This is a genomic window from Bacteroides mucinivorans (assembly GCF_034654355.2).
GTDB classification, from domain to species: Bacteria; Bacteroidota; Bacteroidia; order Bacteroidales; family Bacteroidaceae; genus Bacteroides; species Bacteroides nordii.
The window spans coordinates 5,105,563-5,130,189 of record NZ_CP178179.1 but is presented as its reverse complement, the minus strand read 5'-3'; the positions used below and the strand labels follow the sequence as shown (position 1 = coordinate 5,130,189).

Genomic DNA, 24,627 nt, shown 5'->3' with positions numbered 1-24,627 from the left:
ATGATACCTCTGTGGGGGCAGGCTCAGGAAAAATTGGATAGAGGAGTAGTTGCCGTAAAATGTTCCGACGGAGTGTTTCTGTCTTGGCGTAGTTTAGTTACTGATGCCAGAAAATTGGGCTTTGACATCTATCGGGATGGAGTCAAAATCACGACTATTCCTGTGGTAACTACAACCAATTATGTAGATAAAGACGGTACTGTAGCTTCTCGCTATATGCTTAAAGGGGTACTGGATGGTACAGAGACCGAAATCACAAAAGAAGTGTCCGTCTGGGCGGAACAATATAAAAGAATTCCTCTAAAACGTCCGGGAGGTGGAGTGACTTTACCTTATGACGTTGTTCAAACGGATAAAGATAAAACGCGTGAAACTTATCCGGATGGGCAGGAATATACTTACACTCCGAATGATTGTAGCGTGGGTGATGTTGACGGAGACGGGGAATATGAGATTATAGTGAAATGGGATCCGACCAACTCACGCGATAATTCTTTCTATGGATACACAGGCAATGTTTATCTGGATTGCTATAAGTTGGACGGAACTTTCATGTGGAGGATTGATCTTGGTAAGAATATACGTGCTGGAGCCCATTACACTCAATTCATGGTGTATGACTTTGATGGTGATGGTAAAGCCGAAATTGCCTGTAAAACGGCGCCGGGAACTATTGATGGGCAGGGAAAATCTGTAATAATGGGGAGCGATGATCCCAATGCCGACTACCGCTCTTCCGGTAGTAAAGCAGGAATTGTGGTGGATGGCTCTGAGTATCTGACTGTTTTTAACGGACAGACAGGAACGGAGATTTCGACCATTGCTTACAGTCCTCTTCGTGGAAACATTAATGATTGGGGGGATGGATATGGTAATCGTTCAGAACGTTATCTAGCATGTGTGGCATACCTTGACGGAGTAAAACCAAGTTTAGTGATGTGCCGTGGATATTATGCACGTACAGCACTGGCCGCTTATGATTTTGACGGAACAAAACTGACAATGAGATGGGCTCATGATTCTAAAGTATCCGGTTCGGGAGCTTATGGACAGGGAAACCACAATCTGTCGGTAGCAGATGTAGATGGAGACGGATGTGACGAGATCGTTTACGGAGCGTGTGTCATCGATCAGGATGGGAAAACGTTGTATCGTACCGGTTTAGGACATGGAGATGCTATTCACTTGTCCGATTTGGATCCCGATTTGGATGGGTTGGAAGTCTTTTCACCTCATGAAGAAAAAACGGCTGCTTATGGGTATGAGGTGCACTCTGCCGCAACAGGCGAGATTATATTTGGCGAGAAAACCGGAACGGACGTCGGGCGTGGGATTGCTGCGGATATAGATCCTGCTCACCGTGGGTTTGAAATGTGGTCGACTGCCAATGGTAATGTATACGATTGCAAAGGGAATATCATAGCCAGTAAGAACCGCCCTTCCGTTAACTTCAGGGTGTATTGGGACGGTGATTTGCAGGACGAACTGTTGGATGGAGTTAAGATTGATAAATGGAATGGCACGAAAGCGAACCGTATGATTACTTTGTCCGATTACAGCAATGCCGCTTCCTGCAACTCTACCAAAGCCACTCCCAATTTGAGTGCTGACATATTGGGGGATTGGCGTGAAGAAATTATCCTATGGGATTCAAAGACTTGCTCCGATCTGTTGGTCTTTACCACTATTATTCCTACTGAATATAAGATAACCACTTTGATGCACGACCCTGTTTATCGCATGGGAATAGCCTGGCAAAATGTGGCTTATAACCAACCTCCTCATCTGGGTTACTACCTGGGAGATCAGGATACGGAAAATGCTTCATTCGCGAAGAAGGGCATCGGTTATCTGAACCAGTCGATAGACCTGGGTGAAGCGATTTCACCGATTTCATATTCATGGAAGAATGCGGAAGATGTAAAAATAGCAGGACTGCCGGAAGGGCTTACCGTTGTCGTGGACAAGGAAGAATGTCTTTTCACGATTGAAGGAACTCCCCAGGCAACAGGCACGTATGTGTATACCATAGAGAGTGTTGGCGGACTTACCGTAGCTACTCTCTCCGGAACGATTAAAGTGAAAGCTCCGGTGATATTGAATGAATTAGCCTATTTCTCATTTGATGAAACAACCGGTACATCTGCTGTCAATTCGGTGTATGGAAAAGCAGAGGCAGTAGGTTTTGTTCCCACATGGATAAGTGGGGTCCGCCAACAGGCATTGGAGCTGCCCGCAACTCCTGCAACCCGTAGAATGGAACAACCCTCTTACGATCAATTACAACTGGGCACCGGGGATTTTAGTATTGAACTGTGGTTCCGTTCCAACGGAGACAATGGTGTAGACTGGTATCTGTTCCACAAAGGTAGCCATGCGAAGAATGCTTCGACCGGTGCTACTGGGAAATGGGTCGGATTACAGTACAAGAATGGAAATCTTACCTTTGGTATTGACGATGATGTTACGAAATCCAATCTCGACATTCCTGCTACTCAATATTTCAATGGTGAGTGGAACCACATAGTCTGTGTCCGTGATGGTGAAACCAAAACATTGAAAATGTATATTAATGGAGTTTTCCAAGGTGAGGTGACTGACAAAACCGGTGATATTTCAGAGTCGGAGTTGTTTGTTATCGGTAACTGTAATGTGAACTTCAATACTCCCTTTACTGGGGCAATTGATGAGCTTCACGTCTATGGAGGAGCCATGAGTGCCGCCAAAGCAAAGGAACGTTATGAGCTTAATAAGCCAACCGGCATCTCGGGAGAAACGGCATTCCACTCTGATCTGAACATTTATCCGCTTTATTTCAAGGATGAAATAACGGTTGAATTCCCGGCAGAGATATCCGGATGTACTACAGTTTCGATGTACTCTTCTGCGGGTACACTTGTTCACCGCACTGCCTATGTGGTAGACGGAGGAGCAGTACTGTACATCAGCGGATTGGACAGTTTGCCCAAAGGTACTTATCTTATTGTAGTGGAAGCAGGAACAACGAAGTTTGTGAAGAAACTATTAAAGTAATAACATTTGATTTGTTTTCTATGGTACACGGATGAGGCAGATAGAGGACGGATGACAACGGATAAGATTCTCTCCTTTTGATTAATAAATAAATAAAATCCCCGTTGTTTCCGCCTTTTCTGTCTTATCTTTGTGCTATACAAAAACACAGAATTTCAATTGTTCTATACAGAGTTTAAAACAATTGAAATTCTGTGCTTTCTGTAATAAACTGATTTACACTGTTAATTTTCCTATTTGAGATGAAGTATATATTAGCTTTCTGGTTTATTTTTCTCTTTCAGGTGGTCTTTGCCCAGTCTACATCTACACATCGCCGCTATCTTTCCGGTACGGGATTGAATCACACCGTGACGTGGGATTTCTATTGTTCCGATGGGAATAATAGCCGTCGGTGGAGTAAGATCGAAGTACCCTCACAATGGGAATTACAGGGGTTTGGTACTTATACCTATGGACGGTGGTACAAGGAAAAAGGGGTAAAGAATCCGAGTATGGAAACCGGAATTTACCGACACTCTTTTAAAGTACCGAAGGAATACACCGGACAGACAGTGCAAATCGTTTTTGATGGGGTAATGACTGATACTGAAGTTCTGGTGAACGATTGTGTAGCAGGACCGGTTCATCAAGGAGGTTTTTATCGTTTCTCCTATGATATAACCAGGCTTCTGAATTTTGGAGGTAAGAACCGGTTGGAAGTACGCGTCAGTAAGCATTCTGCCAATAAATCGGTAAATGCTGCCGAACGTAAAGCTGACTGGTGGCTGTTTGGCGGTATCTATCGTCCGGTATGGCTTGAAATAAAACCAAAGGAACATATCGATCGGGTTGCAGTGAATGCTTTGTGTGATGGACATTTGTTGGCGGATGTCTATTTGTCAGGAGCAAAATCCGGTTATTGTTTATTAGCAACTGTTGAGAATCTAAAGAGTGGCGAATTGCTCAAAGAACATTCTTTCCAACTGACAGATAGTGCTACTCTTTATCGGTTGGATACTCAATGGGAGAATATTCTTCCCTGGACCCCTGAATCTCCGAATCTTTATCTTCTTAAATTAAAACTGCTCAATCGGAGCGGGCAACTATTACATCAACATCAGGAACGCATCGGGTTTCGTACGGTAGAGTTTCGTCCCCGGGACGGAATTTATGTCAATGGTGTGAAGATTGTAATGAAAGGTATCAACCGTCACTCTTTCCACCCGGATGGTGGACGCACTACGAATAAAGAGATTAGCGTGCAGGATGCTTTGTTATTGAAAGAGATGAATATGAATGCTGTCCGTTCTCACTATCCGCCTGATACACATTTCCTGGATGCTTGTGATTCGTTGGGACTTTTTGTTATTGATGAATTGGCTGGCTGGCAAAATGCTTATGATGAAAATGTAGGCAAACGTTTACAACAGGAGATGATTATCCGTGACGTAAATCATCCTTCTATTGTGCTTTGGAGTAATGGGAACGAAGGAGGCTGGAATTCTGCTCTTGATAAACATTTCTCGGATTATGATCCTCAGCAACGGCATGTAATTCATCCCTGGGCCGATTTTAGCGGACTGGATACACATCACTATCCGGCGTATCTCACCGGCGTAGCCCGTTTTACTAATGGCTATAATGTCTTTATGCCTACCGAATTTATGCATGGTCAGTACGATCAGGGACATGGAGCCGGACTAGAAGATTTTTGGGCTAACTATACTTCTCATCCTCTTTTTGCCGGTGGCTTTATGTGGGCATTTTCCGATGAAGCTGTCCGTCGGACAGATCAGGGCGGACGATTGGATTCTGATCGGTTCAATGCTCCCGATGGGATTGTTGGACCTTATCGTGAGCGGGAAGGAAGTGTGTATACAGTACGCGAAGTCTGGGCTCCCATTCAGTTCCGGCAATTTTATATCACTCCTTCTTTTCGCGGAGAATTTGCTATCACCAATACCTATTTATATACTAATCTCCGTGATTGCCGGATGAATTACCGTCTTCATCGTTATCCTTCACCCTTGCAAAAGGAGGTTGATGTCTGTTGCATTGATAGCGGAGAAGTTCGTTTGCCATCTCTTGCCCCCGGTGAAACCGGATATGCACACATGCAGTTGCCTTCCTGCTTTTGGGAGGCAGATGTGTTGGAATTGGAAGCTTTCGGACCGGATGGTAAGAGCCTTTGTAACTGGACATGGCCTGTGCGTTATGCCGATGAGTATTTGAAACGTGAAATGCCTTCCTTCCTAACTGCTAATAAGAATATGGCTTCTTTAAGTCAGTGTGATTCGCTGGTGACATTAAGTAGTAATGGGATTGCTGTTTCTTTTCGGAAGAGTAATGCCACTATTGCCAAGGTGGTAAAAGAACACACACATATCGAAGTTCCATTAACCAATGGCCCTCTTCCGGTAGGTATGAAAATGGAATTAGTTCGTTATTCCACTCGTTTGGAGGGAAGCGATGCGGTGTTCTGTGCTTATTACCGGGGGGGAGTTGACTCTATACAATGGCGCCTTTCGGCTTCCGGCCTGTTATCTATGGATGCTGTATTGCTCAATCGTGCTTCCGGCGGGGGCGGATTTGATGATGCTTTTATGGATGAGGCTGTATTGAATCTTGGTCTGACCTTTTCTTATCCTGAGACAGCCTGTACGGGGATGCGCTGGTTTGGACGTGGTCCCTATCGCGTATGGAAGAACCGGGTGAAAGGAACCAATTATGCTATTTGGCAAAAAGAGTATAACAACACGATAACCGGAGAGAGTTTTGAGAATCTGGTTTATCCGGAGTTTAAAGGATATCACGCTAATTTTTATTGGGCTACAGTGCAGAGTCGCATTGCCCCTTTTACGGTTTATTCTTCTACCGATGGACTCTTTCTTCGTATGTTTACTCCACAAGAGCCTTTCGGTAGGCAGGATGGGATTAATACGATGCCCGATTTTCCTTCCGGAGACATCTCTTTCTTATTAGATATTCCCGCTATCCGTTCATTTAAACCGATATCACAGCATGGCCCACACAGCCAGCCGGGAATTGTACGTATTAAAAAAGGAGATGAAGGACTAAGCATCAGATTGTTTTTTGACTTTATGTAGTATTGAAAGTTGTACCCATTGGTATAAGGTACCAATGGGTATAATACTTTGAGAATAGTTTAGAACGTACTAATTACAATGAAAATCAGATCCGATACTTTATATCAGATTTATATTAGTTATCGAAATAAGCATTATCTCTCATACATTGTATACGCTCACCACGCCTTTTCTTCTTTTAAAATTAGATTTATTTCTGTTTATATTATTGAAAAACAGTAGATTAATAAAGTGTATTCTTTATGTTATAAAAGTACGTACTTAAGTATGTGTTAAATGTACACTTTTGTATGATAAAAGTACGTACTTTATGTATACAAAAGTGTACACTTTTGCATGTGTAAAATCTATAGTTAAAGAATAGTGTTAATTGTGTTAATGAAAAATAGATAATAAAGCTATATTTTATTGATCGTTTTGTAACCAGCTCACATCAATGGATTCAATTTTTTTCATTTCTGAATTAAATAGTAGTGTTTTTAGAAGATTATTTTTATCTTTGTCTGTTGTTTCTTACTATTTATATATTATGATAGGGTACGTATGACTAAGAATTATAACGATTTAGGAGTTGAATTCAAGTATCTGATAGTAAATGATATGGATCGCAAGTTTGGTTTGTGGGTCAATACTGTTGGCTTTCAGTCTATTTTGCCGGACTCCCCTTATCCATTGAAAAATCATCCTTCCGGTTATTTTTTTAATACCAGCAAAGGTCGTATTCTGCGCGAATATCAAATAGTATATATAACAAAAGGACGAGGCTTATTTACTTCGGAAACAACCCCCGAAAAGCAGGTTTGTAAAGGACGTTTGATGGTGCTTTTCCCGGGACAATGGCATACGTATCACCCTTATCAGCAAACCGGCTGGAATGAATATTATATTGGTTTTGAAGGCCCGGTAGTTAATAACTTGTTTGGGGAGGGGTTTCTATCTAAAGACAATCAAGTTCTTGAAGTTGGATTAAATGAAGAGTTGGTTTCGCTCTTCTCCCGTGCATTGGAGATTGCAGAGCAGGATAAGATTTCAGCTCAACAGTATCTTTCGGGTATTGTAATGCATATGCTTGGGATGATCCTTTCTATTTCGAAGAATAAGATTTTTGAGGTAGGGGATGTAGACCAGAAGATTGAACAAGCTAAAATTATTATGAATGAAAATGTCTTTAAGGATATTGATCCGGAAGAACTGGCTATGAAACTGAATATTAGCTATTCATGGTTCCGTAAGGTGTTTAAAGACTATACGGGCTATGCCCCGGCAAAATACTTCCAGGAATTGAAATTACGCAAAGCAAAACAACTGCTGGTGGGAACCTCCCAATCAGTTAAAGAAATTTCTTTTATGCTCGACTATAAATCTACTGAGCATTTCTTCTCACTATTCAAAAAACGTACAGGTTTTACTCCATTAGAATATCGCTCTTTTGGACGCGAAACGGATATTTCAGAAGAGGAAATCGATTAAATCAAAAAGGACAGTTGAAAATCAGAATGATTATTAACTGTCTCTTTTTCTGCTGTTTTATGGCTTAAAAAGCGCATCTTTTCTTAAAGAAAATCAAAAATGAGAGTGTTTCTGTCAAAAGTTGCATATCTGTAGATTATGAGACCCCTTATATTTGCAGACACAAAACCTGTGTTCGATAACGGAGCATGCTTTGTTAAACTTGAATTTATTTATTATCAAATTATATATTAATAATCTATGAGAATCTTACGCAAAAACTTCTGCTTATTGATGCTTCTGTTAATAAGCTACCCTCTAAGCATTTTTGCTCAGAACAAGACAATTACCGGTACGGTTCGCGATGCGATGGACGTGGTGATTGGTGCTTCTGTGACTGTGAAAGGCAACAATTCTGTCGGTACGATTACCGATATTGATGGTAATTTTAAACTCTCGGTACCTGCTTCTGCCAAGGAGTTGGTTGTTTCATTTGTAGGCTATGACAATCAGACTGTATTAATCGGTAGTAAAACTCATTTTGACATTACATTAAAAGAATCCAGTGTGATGCTGGACGAAGTAGTGGCTATCGGTTATGCGAAAGTAAAACGTAGAGATCTTACGGGAGCTACCTCTTCTGTTTCAGCAGGAGATTTGGCAGCTGTACCTGCAATGACTGCAGCACAAGCTCTACAGGGTAAGGCAGCCGGTGTTAATATTGTTACTGCAGGTGGTGCACCAGGTGCAAAAGTTGAAATTACAGTACGTGGCGGAACATCCATTACACAGAGTACCAAACCACTTTATATTGTTGATGGTTTTGAGATGGAAGATGCTCTTACAAACATTGACGTCAATGATATTGAGAATATCGACATTTTGAAAGATGCTTCTTCTACAGCAATCTATGGTGCGCGTGGCTCTAATGGTATTATTTTGATTACAACAAAATCGGGTAAAAAAGGTAAGACACAGGTAACATATAATACTTACTTCTCATTTGACAAACTTTCCAAAAAACTGGATATGATGTCTAATGCTGAACAGTTTACAAAATATCAGTATGAGTTGGCTGCACTTCAGGGTGGATTGGCTAACTACAGTAATGTTTTCGATAATAGTTTAGGTGTAGATGCTCCTGATTTTTATACAGGTGCTTATAGTCGTATCAGTGACCGTTATGCCGGAGCTTCTACGCTTGATTGGCAAGATGAAGTTTTCGGTGGTTCTGCTCTAACTCAATCTCACAATGTAAATGTTACCGCCGGTACAGAAAAAACTCAGGTAATGTTGAGTTACAACTTCAACGGGCAGGATGGTTTGCTGGCCAATCACGGTATGAAGAAAAGCTCTTTTCGCGCTAAAGTAAATTCAGAGCTTTATAAAGGTGTACGTGTGGATGTAAATACTATGTTTTCCAATAACTCAGTTGATGGCGGTGGCGCTTATTCTGGTATGAAGAATGTGTTGCTTCAACCGATTATTGGTGGTACACTCTTTACTCAGGATGAATTACTGCATACACAGACTTATCCGGACTTTTCTGCTTTAGATGCCAGTTTCGATACAGCCAATCCGCTTGTACAAAATGAGGCTTCCACTTCTAACAAACGTTCTCGTATTTATACCGTTAATGCAGGTCTTGAAATAGATATTCTGAAATACTTTACCTGGCGTACAGCCGGTAGTTATACCTGGACAAATTCTAAATCGACTTCTTTTGCTGATGAAAACTCTACTTCATATCTGATGGATCAGAATACAGGTATGAATGGTAGTATTGAAAACAAAGAATCTTATAAATGGCAAATCACCAACACCTTGAACTACAGCCAGACATTTGCTAAAAAACATAAAGTAAATGTATTGTTGGGACATGAAGTAACTTATTCTGAATCTGAAGGAAATGAAATGGAACTTACCAAGTTCCCTTATCCTAATATCTTTGGGTTGGATAAGATTGATAATGCTACCGTAAAATCAAAATCGGTAAGCCACTCGCGTAATGGCGTTGTTTCTGCTTTTGCACGTGTAAATTACTCCTTTGATGAGCGTTATCTGTTGACAGGTACGGTCCGTGGTGACGGTTCTTCCAGATTTGCAAAAGGTAACAAATGGGGAATATTCCCTTCGGTTTCCGGAGCATGGCGTATTTCAGAAGAAAGTTTCTGGAAAGATAATAAAGTGGCAGATGTTGTCAATAGCTTTAAGTTGCGTGTAGGTTATGGTACGACAGGTAACTGTAATATCAGTGACTATATGTATGTTACCTCTTTCAAAGAGTCTGATTATCCGATGAATAATATAGTGGGGTCTCCTGTTTATATTGTAGATGAAACTCTGGGAAATAAGAAATTGAAATGGGAGACTATGCGTTCTACTAATATTGGTCTGGACTTATCCTTCTTCAATAGTCGCTTGAATATTACTGCTGAATGGTATAACAACCAAGTAGACAACCTGTTATTGAAGAGTGTGATCCCTTCTTCAACCGGTTATAAGAATCAATTCCAAAACATTGGTAAGATACGTAACCGCGGTTGGGAGGTTTCAATCAATACAGTGAATATACAGACCAAAGATTTCCGTTGGACCAGTGATTTGAACCTGGCTTTCAACCGCTCAAAGGTTCTTTCTTTGGAAAATGGAATCGAGAGCAAAACCTTCTCTGTAGGCAGTAACCGTTCGGGTATGGTGAACTATTATGCAAAAGTAGGTGATAGTTTAGGTGATATGTATGGCTATATTTATGATGGTGTTTATACGACAGATGATTTTGTTCAGGGTACAGACGGTAAATTAGCGCTGAAAGATGGTGTTGTCAGACCTGAAAAGGGAACACCGCAACCGGGTGATATCAAGTTTGCTGCGAATGATGTGGATAAAGACGGTAACCCTCAGTTCACTAAAAAGGAGACTAAGATTGGTAATGGTACCCCTGACTGTATCGGAGGATTCAATAATACCTTTAGTTATCGTGGATTTGACTTGAGTGTTTTCATGAAATTCTCTATTGGTAATGATGTTTACAATGCTACTAAACACAGTATGAGCCCTTATGCTGCTTTCCAGAATGTACCTACTGAATTTGGCGATCACTACTATCGCATGATCGATCCGCAGACAGGTAAACAGGCCACTACTTTAGAGCGTTACAAAGAACTGAATCCGAATGAGGCTTCTGCAACATGGAATTTAGGTAAAACAAATTCCGGTTATATCACTTATCCTTCTTCTTACTATGTGGAAGACGGTTCTTACTTGCGTATTGCACAAGTGACACTGGGCTATACATTGCCCAAGGTATGGCTGAAGAAGTTTATGATTTCTAACGCGCGTCTTTATTTCACAGCCAATAATCTGGCAACGATTACCGGTTACTCCGGTTATGACCCAGAGGTTTCTGCAGCTAATGATCAGGTTGTTTGTACACCGGGATATGATAGTTCTACTTATCCACGTTCAAGAAGTTATGTCATTGGTCTTAACTTAACATTCTAAACTTACGCATTATGAAAAAGAGATTATTCAATACAAAAAAGAAATTAGTCATTTTGTCTGTAGTGGCACTTTCCATGGGAATGACGTCATGTGCGGACTGGCTCGAAATGCCTTCTTATACATCAGCCGATTCTGAAACTGTATTTAAGAATGAGGAAGCTGCCGAATTATTCGTGACAGGTTGTTATCGTGGTATTATTCCTACAGAGATGGTCTATCAGTTGATGGCAGGTGAAACTGTAACTCACTCCAGTGAGGACGGTACTACTAACAACGGAAAATACAATATTTGTAACTGGTTTTATGATTCAACCTCTCCTTATACCGTAACTACGCTTTACAATGAAGAGTACGGTGCTATTGAGGCAACTAATATTGCCATTAAGAATCTGAACATGATGCCGGAGACTACCAAGCGTAACTCCCTGTTGGGGGAAGCTCTTGCACTGCGTGCTTTTGCCTATCTTAATCTGATTAGCATTTATGGTGATGTTCCCGCAAACTGGCAACCTCTGGAAGATATGGATCCGGATGACGAATCGACCTTCTATCCTAAACGTACGTCTCGTGATATCATTTATGATCGTATCGTATCAGACTTGCAGACTGCTGCAAATTATATGCCCTGGTTCGAAGAAAGTGGTTTTGCTACTACCGAACGTTTAACCAAACAGAGCACTTTGGCACTGTTGGCACGTGTGGCTCTTTATGCCGGAGGTTATTCATTGCGTTGGAATCTTGAAACGAATGATCCGGCTACATTGAAAGTTTCCCGTCGTAGTGATGAAGCTCGTGTGCGTGAACTTTATCAGATAGCCGACAAAGCTTGTAACGATATCATAGAGCATGGACAGAACTCACTGGTTCAGGCAGAAGGTGGAATGAGTGGCTTTCAGAATTTATGGTATAATTACTGTCAGCGAAAATTCACCAGTCTGAATAAAGAGATTCTTTGGAGTTTGGCACAGTATGGGGCAACGACGAATTCAAAGTTTGGTTTGTATGCACATCCGGGTACCAGAGGTGGTACGTATGGTTCGCGTAAAGCGATGCAATTCATTTTGCCTACTTACTATTTGTCTTTTGAAGAAGGCGATACCCGCCGGGATGTGACCTGTACTTCTTACAGTATTTATTTTCTGGAAGGTGGTGCAAGTAATGATACCTGGGTGGATGTAGGTACTACTTACTCTTGTATCATGTCGGGTAAATTCCGTATCCCCTGGTGTGTGGCACCGGAATCTGATGCAAACAAACGTAATGTAAATATCCCTATTATACGTTATGCTGATGTATTGCTGATGTATGCTGAAACTCAGAACTATCTGAATGGTGCTCCGACTCAGCCTGCCAAAGATGCTTTAAAAGAGATTCGCGATCGTGCCGGTGTAGGGTCACTGCCGATACCTACTGATCCGCAGGAATTCGAGGATGCTTTGGCTCAGGAACGTAAATGGGAATTTGGCGGAGAACTTTCACTTCGTACAGATTTGATCCGTATGGGCCGCATCGCCAAAGAATTGGCAGCAACAAAGCAAGCGATGAAAGACCTTTCAGATCGTAAGAACAAATATGCTGATGTATCGGTATATCGTTTGTATAAGTTCCATAAAGATGCACAGACTTATGGTGATACTTTCCTGGCAATTGATTATATTGATTTGACCGATGATAACGAAATTGCAGTAGCAAAAGCTGTACCTACAAATAAAGCTGAATATGATGCTTTCCAGACTAAACTGGCTGAAATAGTTCGTGCACATGGTATTGCTGTTAATGCAGGCGATAAATGGTACCCGGTTAATATGTTCGAAGCCTATACCAGTACATTCAATGGTAATGCCCGTAAGGCTGTAGGCTTTGGCAAAGGTTTCAATGCACTGCAAATTGGTAAGATCATTTATCAGAAACCTACAGGATCCGCAGAAAACGGCGGTAAATATCCCGACTGGATTGAAGCTGCTGACGGTAGTGACGGTCTTTACTATGGCTATAAGGAAAACTGTTCAGAATTGTTGCCTTTTGCAGCTAAGTCTGCCGGTCACCCACTGGTTGACAATCCGAATCTGACACAACATCCCGGATATAAATAATCAATTCTTTCTTTTGTGATTTAAATTCACAATAAATCAGATCCTCTGTCGCCAAACTATTTCGGTGGCAGAGGATTTTTTTCTCCGATAGATTCTTTATAGGTGTCTTTGGATGATCAGTAAAGCAAATCTCTTAGTCTTTCTGCCAATCTGTGCAGAGAAAAATCCTATAGAAACCTCTATCTTTGTACTCATCAACATCCTGAATTTTTATCAACTATATTAAATACCATGAAAAAACTGTTTTATTCTTTGCTTGCATTGACATTGGTAAGCTGCGGTTCGAAGAAGCAAACGCCCATTGACCGTGAGGCACTTGTTAATCGCAATTCTCCCCAGGTAACAGCTTTTGATTCTCTTGCTTCCCTATCAGTTGGAAACGGTGAATTTGCATATACTGTAGATGCTACCGGCTTGCAAACATATCCGGAACTCTATACAAAAGGCGTGCCTTTAGGTACACAAAGCCAATGGGGTTGGCATGAGTTTACCAACCCGGAAGGTTATAAACATGAAGAAACACTGAAAGATTATGATTTTGGCCGTGGCCGCATGGAACCTTATTCCGTACAGTTCAATGAAGCTGGACGTCAGAAAGAAGCAGCCAACTGGTTTCGTGTGAATCCACATCGTCTTCATTTAGGGATGGTAGGTTTTGATTTTGGACGCGACTCTTCCTCACTTTCGCAGATTACAGATGTGAAACAGACACTTGATCTCTGGAAAGGAACTATCAATAGTAACTTCAAGTTAAATGGGACTCCCGTTGAAGTACAAACGGCTTGTCATCCCGAAGCAGATATGCTGGCAGCCATTGTTCGTTCTGCTGCACATCCGGCTGTGAACTTCCGTTTTCCGTATCCGACAGGCGGACATTGTGATGATGCCTGTAAGTGGGATGCCAATGAGAGACATTCTACCACTATTGTTAGCCAGGACGGGCAACAGGTTGTACTGAAGCGCACGTTGGATGCTACCACTTATTATGTTACGATTCGCTGGGAAGGTAAAGCTCTCTTTGGCGAAAAGGATAAAAATTACTTTGTGCTTACTCCCGAAGAAGATACATTGGCTTTTACTTGTGCCTTCACACCGGAAGGAGCCTCTACGGAGACTGCAACTGCAGTACAAACCGAACAGAAGGCTGCTGAATATTGGACTGCTTTCTGGAAAAATGGTGCGGCAGTTGACTTTTCTGCCTGTACGGATACCCGTGCCAAGGAATTGGAACGCCGTGTGGTATTGAGTCAATATCTTCTTGCTATCCAATGTGCCGGAACAACTCCTCCACAAGAGACCGGACTGACTTACAACTCCTGGTTTGGTAAGTTTCATCTCGAAATGATCTGGTGGCATCAGGCTCAGTTTGCATTGTGGAACCGTGCAGAATTGCTTGATCGTACATTGGGTTGGTATGAAACAGTAGAACCTGTTGCCCGTGAAATAGCTCGCAGACAAGGTTTCGATGGAGTACGCTGGATGAAGATGACCGATCCGAGTGGGACAGAAGCACCGTCTAAAGTAGGTAGTTTCCTGATTTGGCAACAACCGCACTTTATTTATCTGGCCGAATTATTGTATCGTAATAATCCGTCGGATGAAGTGATAAAGAAATACAACCGACTCGTACAGGAGACTGCTCAGTTTATGTATTCCTTTGCTACATATGATGAATTGGAAGGCCGTTTTGTATTGAAAGGAGCCATTCCGGCACAAGAAACACTTCGGGCTGCCGAAACAGTAAATCCTCCTTTTGAGTTATCATATTGGCATTTTGCTATGGAGACAGCGCAGAAATGGCGTGAACGTGCCGGCGAAAAACGTAATCTGGAGTGGGATGAAATGATTGATAAACTTTCTCCATTAGCCTATAATGAAGATAAGTTGTATTTGGCTGCCGAAACAGCAACTGATACTTACAAAGATATTCGTTTTACTTCTGACCACATGGCGGTGCTGGGTGCTGTGGGTATTTTGCCGATGAATAAGCTGATTCGCGATGACTATATGAAAAATACTCTGCACTGGATATGGGACAACTGGAACTGGGGTAAGACCTGGGGATGGGACTATCCTATGACGGCTATGAATGCTGTCCGCCTGGGTGAACCGGAAAAAGCAGTAGGTGCTTTACTGATGGATAAACGTACCAATACGTATTTGGTAAATGGACACAATTATCAGGATGGCCGTTTGCGGGTTTATCTGCCGGGAAATGGTGGCTTGTTGACCGCAGTGGCTATGATGTGTGCCGGTTGGGATGGTTGCCAGACAGAGAATCCGGGCTTCCCGAAGGACGGAACGTGGAATGTACGTTGGGAAGGACTGAAGCCAATGCCGTAGAAATAGTGATTAGTGAGTAGTGATAAGTGATTAGTGCCGTGCGGGATGACAGCGCAGCCTACTAACCACTTATCACTACTCACCAATCGCTACTCACTTATCACTCATCACTACTCACTACTCACTAATCACTTATCACTACTCACTAATCACTACTTTCATGCTTCGATACTTATCTTTTATACTGTTGGTCTTTTTCGGTTTGTCGTCTGGTTGTGTTAAGGCACAGGGGACGGTGAAACGAATAGGCGACTTTATTGAATCAACTTCTTATAATGATCATAAGCGTGGGGCTGCCCGCAGCCTGCAGTACCGTCCCGAAGGGGACGATTTTGTTTGTGTGAACGGTAAGAATCGTTATACTCGTGCACTCTATGGTAGCTCTTCTGCTTTTCGTTTGGAAACAAGTGACCGTCCTGTGTTTGCTACCTATGATAAGCGAAATAGTAAAAACATCCGTTTCAGACTTTCTATACCTGCTGATTACTCAGTGATGCTGGATTCTGTGGCTTATTGTGAGGCACGTTACACCCCTGGACGCCGGACGTATCATCTTACAGATCCGAATTGGGGGAAAGGAGAACTTCGTATTGCTGCACTGGCTCTGCCGGAGGCTGATGGAGCTATCTGGAAGATAGAACCTTCCGGGTTTCCTTCCGGAGCTGTGCTCACCGTCCTTATTTCTGAGATAAAAGCACGGCGGTTGAACCGTAATGGGGACATGGGAGCCGATCCGGCGGATAGCTTTGAGGCACCTGCCGATCCTCAACAGATGCAATGTCATGATATCCGTTTGAAGAATGGTACGAGTTATTTATTATTTGAAGACTTTTCTCTGCAACTACTGGATAAGAAAGAGGGCCATCGCTTGTATGATGCCGCCGAACAGGCACGTGCTACACTGGCTTCCCGTATTCATGTGGAAACACCAGATGCCTATCTTAATACATTGGGAGGAGCGCTTGCCGTAGCTGCCGATGGTATCTGGGACGGTGAAGTATGGCTGCACGGTGCCGTGGGATGGCGTATGCCACTTAGTGGCTGGCGTGCTGCTTATACCGGAGACGTGCTTGGCTGGCATGATCGTGCCCGGACGCACTTCGATGCGTATGCTGCCAGTCAGGTAACTGAAGTCCCGAATACGATCCCTCATCCGGCTCAGGATTCTGTACTGAATCTGGCACGGTCTGAAAAGCGTTGGGGAACTCCTCAATATAGTAATGGATATATTTGTCGTAATCCCCGCAAGAATGATCAGATGCATCACTATGACATGAATCTGTGCTATATTGATGAACTCCTCTGGCACTTTAACTGGACAGGGGATGTTACATACGCCCGTCAGATGTGGCCGGTACTTGTTCGTCATCTGGCGTGGGAAAAACTGAATTACGATCCCGATAATGACGGGCTTTATGATGCATATGCCTGTATTTGGGCCAGCGATGCGCTGTACTATAACAGTGGTGCTGTCACTCATTCATCAGCCTACAATTACAGGGCTAATAAACTGGCTGCCCTTATCGCAGAGAAGATAGGAGAGAATCCTGCACCTTACCGTGCCGAAGCAGAGAAAATACTGAAAGCCCTCAATGACCGTCTCTGGTTATCTGATAAAGGTCATTGGGCCGAATATCAGGATTTCATGGGACATCGTCGTTTGCATCAGTCTGCGGGGGTATGGACCATCTATCATGCACTCGACAGTGAGGTGGCGGATCCTTTTCAGGCCTACCAGGCGACACGTTATGTAGATACGGAAATCCCCCATATACCGGTTCGTGGCGAAGGACTGAACGACGAAGGGTATGCAACGGTTTCAACCACAAATTGGTTGCCTTATTCATGGAGTATTAACAATGTGGCTTTTGCTGAGGTAATGCATACTGCATTGGCTTATTTTCAGGCGGGCCGTGCCGAAGCGGGATATAAACTGATGAAGAGTTCCGTACTTGATGGTATGTATTTGGGAGATAGTCCCGGCAATTTCGGACAGATCAGCTTTTATGATGCTGCACGTGGAGAGTGTTACCGCGATTTCGGTGATCCGATTGGAGTTGCTTCCCGCTTGCTGATTCAAGGCTTGTTTGGCATCTTGCCTGATGCAATGAATGGGCGGATTTTGATCCGTCCCGGTTTTCCTATGGATTGGGAGAAGGCAGCTCTCTCTACTCCGGATATTGCTTACAGCTTCCGGCGTAAGGGGACGAAGGATATTTATAAGATTGAGCAACATTTTGCAACTCCGTTGGCGGTAACTTTACAGGTGAATGCCCCTTGGGAGAATATAGAATCCGTAAAGGTAAACGGACTATCTGTTAAATGGGAATTTATAGAAGCAGCTTCCGGACATCCGGTGATAGCTGTGACGACTCCTGCAACTGTTCGGAATGCAGTCATTGAGATTGTTTGGGGAGGAGATACCCTTTGTTCTATTTTCGAAGGTAGGTCAGAACTGCTTCCCGACCAGGACTTGGCTTTACCTGCTTTGAAAGGAGTTGTTTTTGATAAACTGTATGATCCGCAGGGAGTATTTACAACGTCTTCTATTGATAAGAGTGTATTGAAAGGAAAAGTATCTGGCCGGTCAGGACATCATACATTCTTTGTACATGTACAACAAGGGCAAATGCAATGGTGGCAACCTGTTGATGTGAATATAAAGCAAGAGGATGTATCGGTTGTACCTTCATTTACCCGGGTGAAGACTGGGGTTTGTGAACCGGTTAACATGGAGATGGTATTCAATGCATCGGTTACAGATATATATCGGAATGAATATCTTTCTCCGCGTTCTCCTTATACTACCTTACAGCTCCCCAAACAGGGGATAGGTGAGTGGTGCCACCCTACACTGACTGCTGATATTGATGACTCAGGTATGCGGGCGCAGGTTCGTGACGGATTGTTATCTACCAGTTTGGGGGTTCCTTTTCGTACTCCTGCCGAAGGAAAGAATATCGCTTTTACCTCTTTATGGGACAATTATCCTGATAGTCTGACTATACCGCTCACCGGAAAAGCATCCCATGCTTATCTGCTGTTGGCAGGAAGTACCAATCATATGCAGTGCCACATTGCCAATGGTGTTATTCGTGTACATTATGCAGATGGCACTTCAGAAGTGTTGGAGCTTATAAATCCGGACAACTGGTGTCCTATCGAACAGGACTTCTATGTAGACGGGATTGCTTTTTGTCTTCAAACGCCTCGTCCGTATCGTTTGCATTTCAAATCGGGACTGGTTAGTAATAATCTTGAAAAGGACTTGAATATTACAGGGGTTTACGGCCGGCCTATCGACGGAGGTGCCGGAGTACTACTTGATATGTTGCTCGATCCGCATAAAGAGTTAAAGAGCCTGACGCTGGAGACGTTGTCAAACGATGTTGTCATCGGAATAATGGGAATCACCTTACAAAAATAAAATGAAATTATGAACCGTATTGTATTAAATGAAACATCCTATTTCGGAGCCGGCTGCCGCAGTGTGATCGCTGTAGAGGCTGCCCGTCGTGGATTCAGAAAAGCTTTCTTTGTCACAGACAAAGATCTTATTAAATTTGGTGTGGCTGCTGAGGTTATCAAAGTGTTTGAAGCTAACAACATTCCTTATGAACTCTACAGTGACGTTAAAGCAAACCCGACTATTGCCAATGTGCAGAATGGTGTGAAGGCTTATAAGGCTTCCGGAGCCGACTTTATTGTAGCTCTGGGTGGTGGCTCTTCTATTGATACTGCTAAAGGTATTGGTATTGTGGTGAATAATCCGGAGTTTGCCGATGTAAAATCTCTGGAAGGTGTTGCCGACACAAAACACAAGGCTGTGCCTACCTTTGCATTGCCTACCACTGCCGGAACGGCTGCTGAGGTAACCATTAATTATGTGATTATCGATGAAGAAGCCAAAAAGAAGATGGTATGTGTTGATCCTAATGACATTCCCGCTGTTGCCATTGTTGACCCGGAATTGATGTACTCTATGCCGAAGGGGTTGACAGCTGCTACCGGAATGGATGCATTGACTCATGCTATTGAAAGTTATATTACTCCGGGGGCTTGGGCAATGAGTGATATGTTTGAGCTGAAAGCTATTGAAATGATTGCTCAGAATCTGAAAGCTGCCGTAGATAACGGAAAAGATACTGCCGCCCGTGAGGCTATGTCGCAGGCACAATATATTGCCGGTATGGGATTTTCTAATGTAGGTCTGGGCATTGTTCATTCTATGGCTCATCCGTTAGGTGCTTTTTATGACACTCCGCATGGTGTAGCCAACGCTTTGCTTTTACCTTATGTAATGGAATATAACGCAGAATCTCCGGCAGCATCAAAATATATCCGGATTGCAGAAGCGATGGGGGTAGATACGGAAGGTATGACCGAAGCGGAGGGCGTAAAAGCTGCTATTGAAGCTGTAAAAGCCCTTTCTCTTAGTATTAATATTCCTCAGAAATTGCATGAAATCAATGTGAAAGAAGAAGATATCCCGGCTTTAGCCGTAGCGGCTTTTAATGATGTATGTACGGGGGGGAATCCACGTCCTACTTCTGTAGAAGATATTGAAGCACTCTATCGCAAAGCATTTTAAAGTTGATTGTTAGTTTAGTACGGACATCCGGATATGCACATATGCAGTTCGGATGTTTTGTTTTGTGAAGCGAAGCTAACTGCTTTTGATAGCCATCCCAATGTACTTCTGATAATTTTTCCTAAAAACAGATAAGCCACTCATAAAGAGTGGCTTATCTACTAATTAGTCGGAATGAGGCGACTCGAACGCCCGACCCCTACGTCCCGAACGTAGTGCGCTACCAACTGCGCTACATTCCGCTGCTTACTAAAAGTGGTGCCACCAGGAATCGAACCGGGGACACAAGGATTTTCAGTCCTTTGCTCTACCAACTGAGCTATGGCACCTTTCTTGTTTGCGGGTGCAAAGATAGGTATATTTTTTAATACTGCAATAACTTCAAGAAAAAAATGCAGGTTTTTTACATTTCTGACTATTTTGTTTTAGGGTACTGCAAATAAATATCCTGCAAAATAAAAAAGGATTGAGATATTTTATATTTTTACGCTCAAATAAGACAAGATTATAATAAACAGACATTGCAAACATAACATGCTAATACCTTATATTACTGCCGGATTTTTTTTAGTTTATGGTATCTTTATTACAGTCAAATATCAGCAAGGACAGAAAAAAGTCTGTCGGAGAGAGAGAGAAAACAGTAGAGAACGGCAGAAAGAAGATTTGATTTTCCGGAATGTGAACGCTTATCTTTTACTGATAGGTAAGGATTTTGTTGTACAGAAGACAAACTATTACTCGCTGAATGGTATCGAAGAAGATAAAAGTATAAAGCGGGTGGGAGATTTGCTTCACTGTAAGAATGCAGTAGAATCGGGGGAATGTGGTACCCATGCATGTTGTAAGGTTTGTGGAGTGCGGGTTGCTATTGGCAGAGCTTTTTATAAAAGGGAGAATTTTGATCGCTTTGAGGCATCTATGCAGATAGTGAGTCAGAATAATAAGCAGATTATTCCATGTGACGTACATGTATCAGGAAATTATTTGAATACAAATGATGAAGAACTGATGTTATTGACTGTTTATGATATCAGTGAACTCAGGAATACACAGCGGTTGTTGCAGCTCGAACAGGAGAATTCGCGCTCATGTGATAAGTTAAAGAACGCATTTATTGCCAATATGAGCCATGAGATCCGTACGCCGATGAATGCTATTGTAGGCTTTTCCAGTTTACTGGCTACAGCATCAAGTGAGGAAGAAAAGAATATGTATACTGATATCATTAATCAGAATAGTGACCGTTTGTTGCAGTTGATTTCCGATATTCTTGATCTTTCGCAGATTGAAGCCGGGAGTTTTGATTTTCATTATTCGGAATTTAATGCTAATGATCTGTTAAGAGAATTATATGCTTTATTTAATATCCGGCTGGTAGAGAAGCCCGAAGTTATGTTGGTGTGTGAGGCTGATCTGGCAGAACTGACCATATATTCAGAGCGGCAGCGTATTATGCAGGTATTTATGAATCTGTTGACAAATGCAATGAAGTTTACCCAAAAGGGAGAGATTTGTTTTGGTTGTCGGGTGAGAGATGGAAAAGAACTGTATTGCTACGTACGGGATTCCGGAATTGGAATTTCTTCTGAAGAACAGAGTAAGATATTCAGCCGTTTTACCAAGCTGGATCGGGAGGTCCCGGGAACCGGATTGGGATTGACGCTTTCACAAACTGTAGTAGAGAAATTAGGTGGTAAAATAGGAGTCCGGTCACAGCAGGGTGAAGGATCTACTTTCTGGTTTGTTTTGCCATTGACTTCAGAATCTTGAATCTGATAACATTTGCTTCTTTTCCTACTTTCAGAGGATACAGGCACTAGGTAGGCTAAGTTCTTCGTATCGTATCCCGGTAACAGAAGACAGCTTTCCTGTTTATAGATAAATGAATGAGGGATATACCGGAAATAATTCCCGGTATATCCCTCATTCATTATACAAATATCCTTTTAAGTTTTAGGAGTACTTTCGTCATTTGCAGCAGTGCCGGAAGTCGGTGTTGCTGTACCGGATGCCGGAGCAGGTTTAGCTGTTGCGGTAGTTGCAGTGGCGGCGGTTGTTGTTGCTGTAGCTGTTGCTACTTCCGGTTTAGCCTGTTCTTCCCAGTGGAAAGGTTCGAAGCTGGTATTCGGGTCAACCCATGACGGTTTCTTTGAAGCGTAGATAATGAACGGAGCTATAACTACGACGATTGCACCTACAATAAGAACGGTGAACCATACGGTATTGCTACCTGTAGAAATCTGGCTGGGTGGGATAAAGCTCAATATAAATGCGAGCAATGAACCACAGAAACCGAGGCCACCCACAAACCACATCAGGCCATTTCCTTTTTTACCGATACGGAACGGACGGTTGGCTTTCTTCATATTGTAACGCAGATAGATAGCGCCAGAGAACATAAGCAGATACATGACCAGATAAAGTATAACTGTCAACTGAGACAGAATCTGATAGAAACTTTGTACAGAAGGCATAACAACGAAGAGAAGGCTCAGTACTGTAACAGCGATACCTTGTACGAACAGGATGTTTTTCTGTACACCCATCTTATTGGTTTTCTGGAAGAAAGGAGGCATATAGCCGGCCTTACCTACGGCAAAGATACCTTTTGACGGACCTGCAACCCAGGTCAGTACACCTGCAAGTACACCGAATGCCAATGCAATAGCGATGATCGGTGACAACCAGGAAGCATGGATATATCTGAAGTAATTATCGAAACCTACCAGTAAGCTTTGTGTCAGGCTGATATCTTTGGCCGGGATGATAACGCCCAGTGCAAAAGTACCTAATACGAAAATCAGTACTGTAATCAATGCACCGATAAATACGGCTTTCGGATAATTCTTAGAGGGGTTTTCCACATCTTTTACGTGGATACCGCCCATTTCCATACCGGCATAAAAGAGGAAGATACTTGCTGCGAGCACTACGTTATCAAATTTAGTAAAGTCGGGGAAGAAACTACTATGGAAATCGAGGTTGGATACTCCTCCGGTTGCCAGATAAACAATGCCCAGAATAATCAATAGGGCTGCCGGGATGATGGTTCCAACCATACCGCCGACTTTGGCAACTTTACCTACCCATCCCATACCTTTGAGGGAGATGAAGGTAGCAAGCCAGTAGATGATAAGCACAACGGCCAGTGTGTAATACTTGTTGCTTGCCAGTGACATGTCGTGGGTATCGTTCATTCCGATGAAAGCGATGGAAACGGCACCGAATGTCAAAACGGTAGGATACCAGATTGTACTTTCAATCCATTGTACCCAAATGGCCAGGAAACCGAATTTTTTGCCGTAGGCCTCGCCTACCCAGCGGAATACACCACCTTGTTTATCCTGAAACATGGCAGCCAGTTCGGCTGCAACGAGTGAAGTCGGGATTAAAAAAACGATGGCTGCGAAAAGATAGTAAAAGGCCGAGCTCATACCATATACGGCCTCAGCAGGAAGTCCACGCAGGGAGACGACTGCCGTTACATTCATAATAGCCAGGGTGAATACCCCCAGTTTTGCTACTTGTTTAATATTTGCCATAAGTTAAGGTTTTATAAGTGAAAAATATTTTTAAGTCTGTTTTATAACAACATTCAGGGAGAGATGTTTTCGGAGGAGACTGTCAAACTTGGTTAATTAACATACACGGGCCAGTAAACAAAGCTTGTACTTGTGTTGTTTCCTATACTTGTATAATAAAGATGTATAATCACCTAAAAAAATAGCATTTATATGAAGACAGCACTTTCCGATTTTGCGTTGCGAAGAAGGGGAATATATGGCATTTTGCATGTCATTATACTATTATTATCTCTTTTTCTAGTCATCAGTATCTCTGTGGATACGTTCAAAGGTATCCCTTTTTATACCCAATCACTGTATATGAAGGTGCAGTTGTGGATATGTATCTTGTTTCTGTTCGATTTCATTCTCGAACTCTTTCTTGCCAAAGATAAATTGCGCTATTTTAGTACCCATTTCCTCTTCTTGCTGGTAGCTATTCCTTATCAGAATATTATAGCTTATATGGGGTGGACCTTCTCACCTGAAATTACTTATATGCTTCGTTTTATTCCTTTGGTACGTGGCGGATATGCAATGGCGATTGTTGTGGGATGGCTGACTTACAATAAAGCATCCAGCCTTTTTGTCTCCTATCTGACGATGTTGCTGGCTACGGTTTATTTTGCCAGCCTGGCTTTTTTTGTGATGGAGCATAAAGTAAACCCACTGGTAACGGGTTATGGTGATGCGCTCTGGTGGGCATTTATGGATGTAACTACAGTTGGGTCCAACATTATAGCGGTAACGGCTACCGGCCGGGTACTCTCCGTATTACTGGCGGCATTGGGTATGATGATGTTTCCTATATTCACTGTATACGTCACAAGTCTCATCCAGAAAAAGAATAAGGAGAAAGAAGAGTATTATCAGCAGATGGAAGATAATGGAAAAGTAGTAACCGCACCACAATCCGTTGGATCTGATAATACAGCTGAATCTTGAGGATTATTTCCTTC

The 24,627-nt window shown here is 42.6% G+C and carries 11 protein-coding genes and 2 tRNA genes; 10 read left to right on the top strand and 3 right to left on the bottom strand.

Annotated features, from left to right (window positions below):
- The 8 genes from VCM39_RS19490 (at position 1) to fucO (ending at position 20,102) form a co-directional block, all read left to right on the top strand.
- Complete coding sequence (locus VCM39_RS19490) at positions 1-3,033, top strand: LamG-like jellyroll fold domain-containing protein (RefSeq protein WP_322933247.1); 3,033 nt, start codon at positions 1-3, stop codon at positions 3,031-3,033.
- A 242-nt stretch (positions 3,034-3,275) separates the two neighbouring features.
- A complete protein-coding gene (locus VCM39_RS19485) occupies positions 3,276-6,122 on the top strand; it encodes a glycoside hydrolase family 2 protein (protein ID WP_322933248.1) in 2,847 nt (948 codons plus the stop codon).
- Positions 6,123-6,665: 543 nt separating this feature from the next.
- Entirely contained in the window at positions 6,666-7,592 is a 927-nt protein-coding gene (locus VCM39_RS19480; protein WP_221650279.1) for an AraC family transcriptional regulator, read from the top strand.
- 240 nt (positions 7,593-7,832) lie between these two features.
- Positions 7,833-11,075: a SusC/RagA family TonB-linked outer membrane protein gene (locus tag VCM39_RS19475; protein ID WP_221650280.1), complete on the top strand. Its 3,243-nt coding sequence runs from the start codon at positions 7,833-7,835 to the stop codon at positions 11,073-11,075.
- Between the two features lie 11 nt (positions 11,076-11,086).
- Entirely contained in the window at positions 11,087-13,168 is a 2,082-nt protein-coding gene (locus tag VCM39_RS19470; protein WP_322933249.1) for a RagB/SusD family nutrient uptake outer membrane protein, read from the top strand.
- Positions 13,169-13,399: 231 nt separating this feature from the next.
- Positions 13,400-15,511 carry a hypothetical protein gene (locus VCM39_RS19465; protein ID WP_322933250.1) on the top strand — a complete coding sequence of 704 codons (2,112 nt, stop codon included), beginning with the start codon at positions 13,400-13,402 and terminating at the stop codon, positions 15,509-15,511.
- Positions 15,512-15,671: 160 nt separating this feature from the next.
- Positions 15,672-18,938: a DUF4450 domain-containing protein gene (locus VCM39_RS19460; RefSeq protein ID WP_322933251.1), complete on the top strand. Its 3,267-nt coding sequence runs from the start codon at positions 15,672-15,674 to the stop codon at positions 18,936-18,938.
- Positions 18,939-18,947: 9 nt separating this feature from the next.
- A complete protein-coding gene (gene fucO, locus VCM39_RS19455) occupies positions 18,948-20,102 on the top strand; it encodes a lactaldehyde reductase (protein ID WP_279209421.1) in 1,155 nt (384 codons plus the stop codon).
- A gap of 169 nt (positions 20,103-20,271) precedes the next feature.
- Here the strand turns inward: fucO and VCM39_RS19450 are convergent.
- Positions 20,272-20,344, bottom strand: a tRNA-Pro gene (locus tag VCM39_RS19450).
- A gap of 14 nt (positions 20,345-20,358) precedes the next feature.
- A tRNA-Phe gene (locus VCM39_RS19445) sits at positions 20,359-20,431 on the bottom strand.
- A 205-nt stretch (positions 20,432-20,636) separates the two neighbouring features.
- Between VCM39_RS19445 and VCM39_RS19440 the strand changes: the two genes are divergently transcribed.
- Positions 20,637-21,875, top strand: coding sequence for a sensor histidine kinase (locus VCM39_RS19440; RefSeq protein ID WP_221650285.1), 1,239 nt, complete (start codon positions 20,637-20,639; stop codon positions 21,873-21,875).
- Between the two features lie 176 nt (positions 21,876-22,051).
- Here VCM39_RS19440 and gadC read toward each other — a convergent pair whose 3' ends face one another.
- Positions 22,052-23,647 (bottom strand): putative glutamine/gamma-aminobutyrate antiporter GadC, encoded by a 1,596-nt coding sequence (gene gadC / locus VCM39_RS19435; protein ID WP_221650286.1) that lies wholly within the window; start codon positions 23,645-23,647, stop codon positions 22,052-22,054.
- Positions 23,648-23,839: 192 nt separating this feature from the next.
- Between gadC and VCM39_RS19430 the strand changes: the two genes are divergently transcribed.
- The gene (locus VCM39_RS19430; protein WP_221650287.1) at positions 23,840-24,613 is read left to right on the top strand and encodes a potassium channel family protein; all 774 of its coding nucleotides are present in this window, start codon (positions 23,840-23,842) and stop codon (positions 24,611-24,613) included.
- The last annotated feature ends 14 nt before the right edge of the window (positions 24,614-24,627 follow it).

What these genes read in the sequence shown, in the direction of transcription:
- VCM39_RS19490 (WP_322933247.1), top strand. Translation starts at nt 1, where the DNA reads ATGATACCTCTGTGGGGGCAGGCTCAGGAAAAATTGGATAGAGGAGTA.
- VCM39_RS19485 (WP_322933248.1), top strand. Translation starts at nt 3,276, where the DNA reads ATGAAGTATATATTAGCTTTCTGGTTTATTTTTCTCTTTCAGGTGGTC.
- VCM39_RS19480 (WP_221650279.1), top strand. Translation starts at nt 6,666, where the DNA reads ATGACTAAGAATTATAACGATTTAGGAGTTGAATTCAAGTATCTGATA.
- VCM39_RS19475 (WP_221650280.1), top strand. Translation starts at nt 7,833, where the DNA reads ATGAGAATCTTACGCAAAAACTTCTGCTTATTGATGCTTCTGTTAATA.
- VCM39_RS19470 (WP_322933249.1), top strand. Translation starts at nt 11,087, where the DNA reads ATGAAAAAGAGATTATTCAATACAAAAAAGAAATTAGTCATTTTGTCT.
- VCM39_RS19465 (WP_322933250.1), top strand. Translation starts at nt 13,400, where the DNA reads ATGAAAAAACTGTTTTATTCTTTGCTTGCATTGACATTGGTAAGCTGC.
- VCM39_RS19460 (WP_322933251.1), top strand. Translation starts at nt 15,672, where the DNA reads ATGCTTCGATACTTATCTTTTATACTGTTGGTCTTTTTCGGTTTGTCG.
- fucO (WP_279209421.1), top strand. Translation starts at nt 18,948, where the DNA reads ATGAACCGTATTGTATTAAATGAAACATCCTATTTCGGAGCCGGCTGC.
- VCM39_RS19440 (WP_221650285.1), top strand. Translation starts at nt 20,637, where the DNA reads ATGCTAATACCTTATATTACTGCCGGATTTTTTTTAGTTTATGGTATC.
- gadC (WP_221650286.1), bottom strand. Translation starts at nt 23,647, where the DNA reads ATGGCAAATATTAAACAAGTAGCAAAACTGGGGGTATTCACCCTGGCT.
- VCM39_RS19430 (WP_221650287.1), top strand. Translation starts at nt 23,840, where the DNA reads ATGAAGACAGCACTTTCCGATTTTGCGTTGCGAAGAAGGGGAATATAT.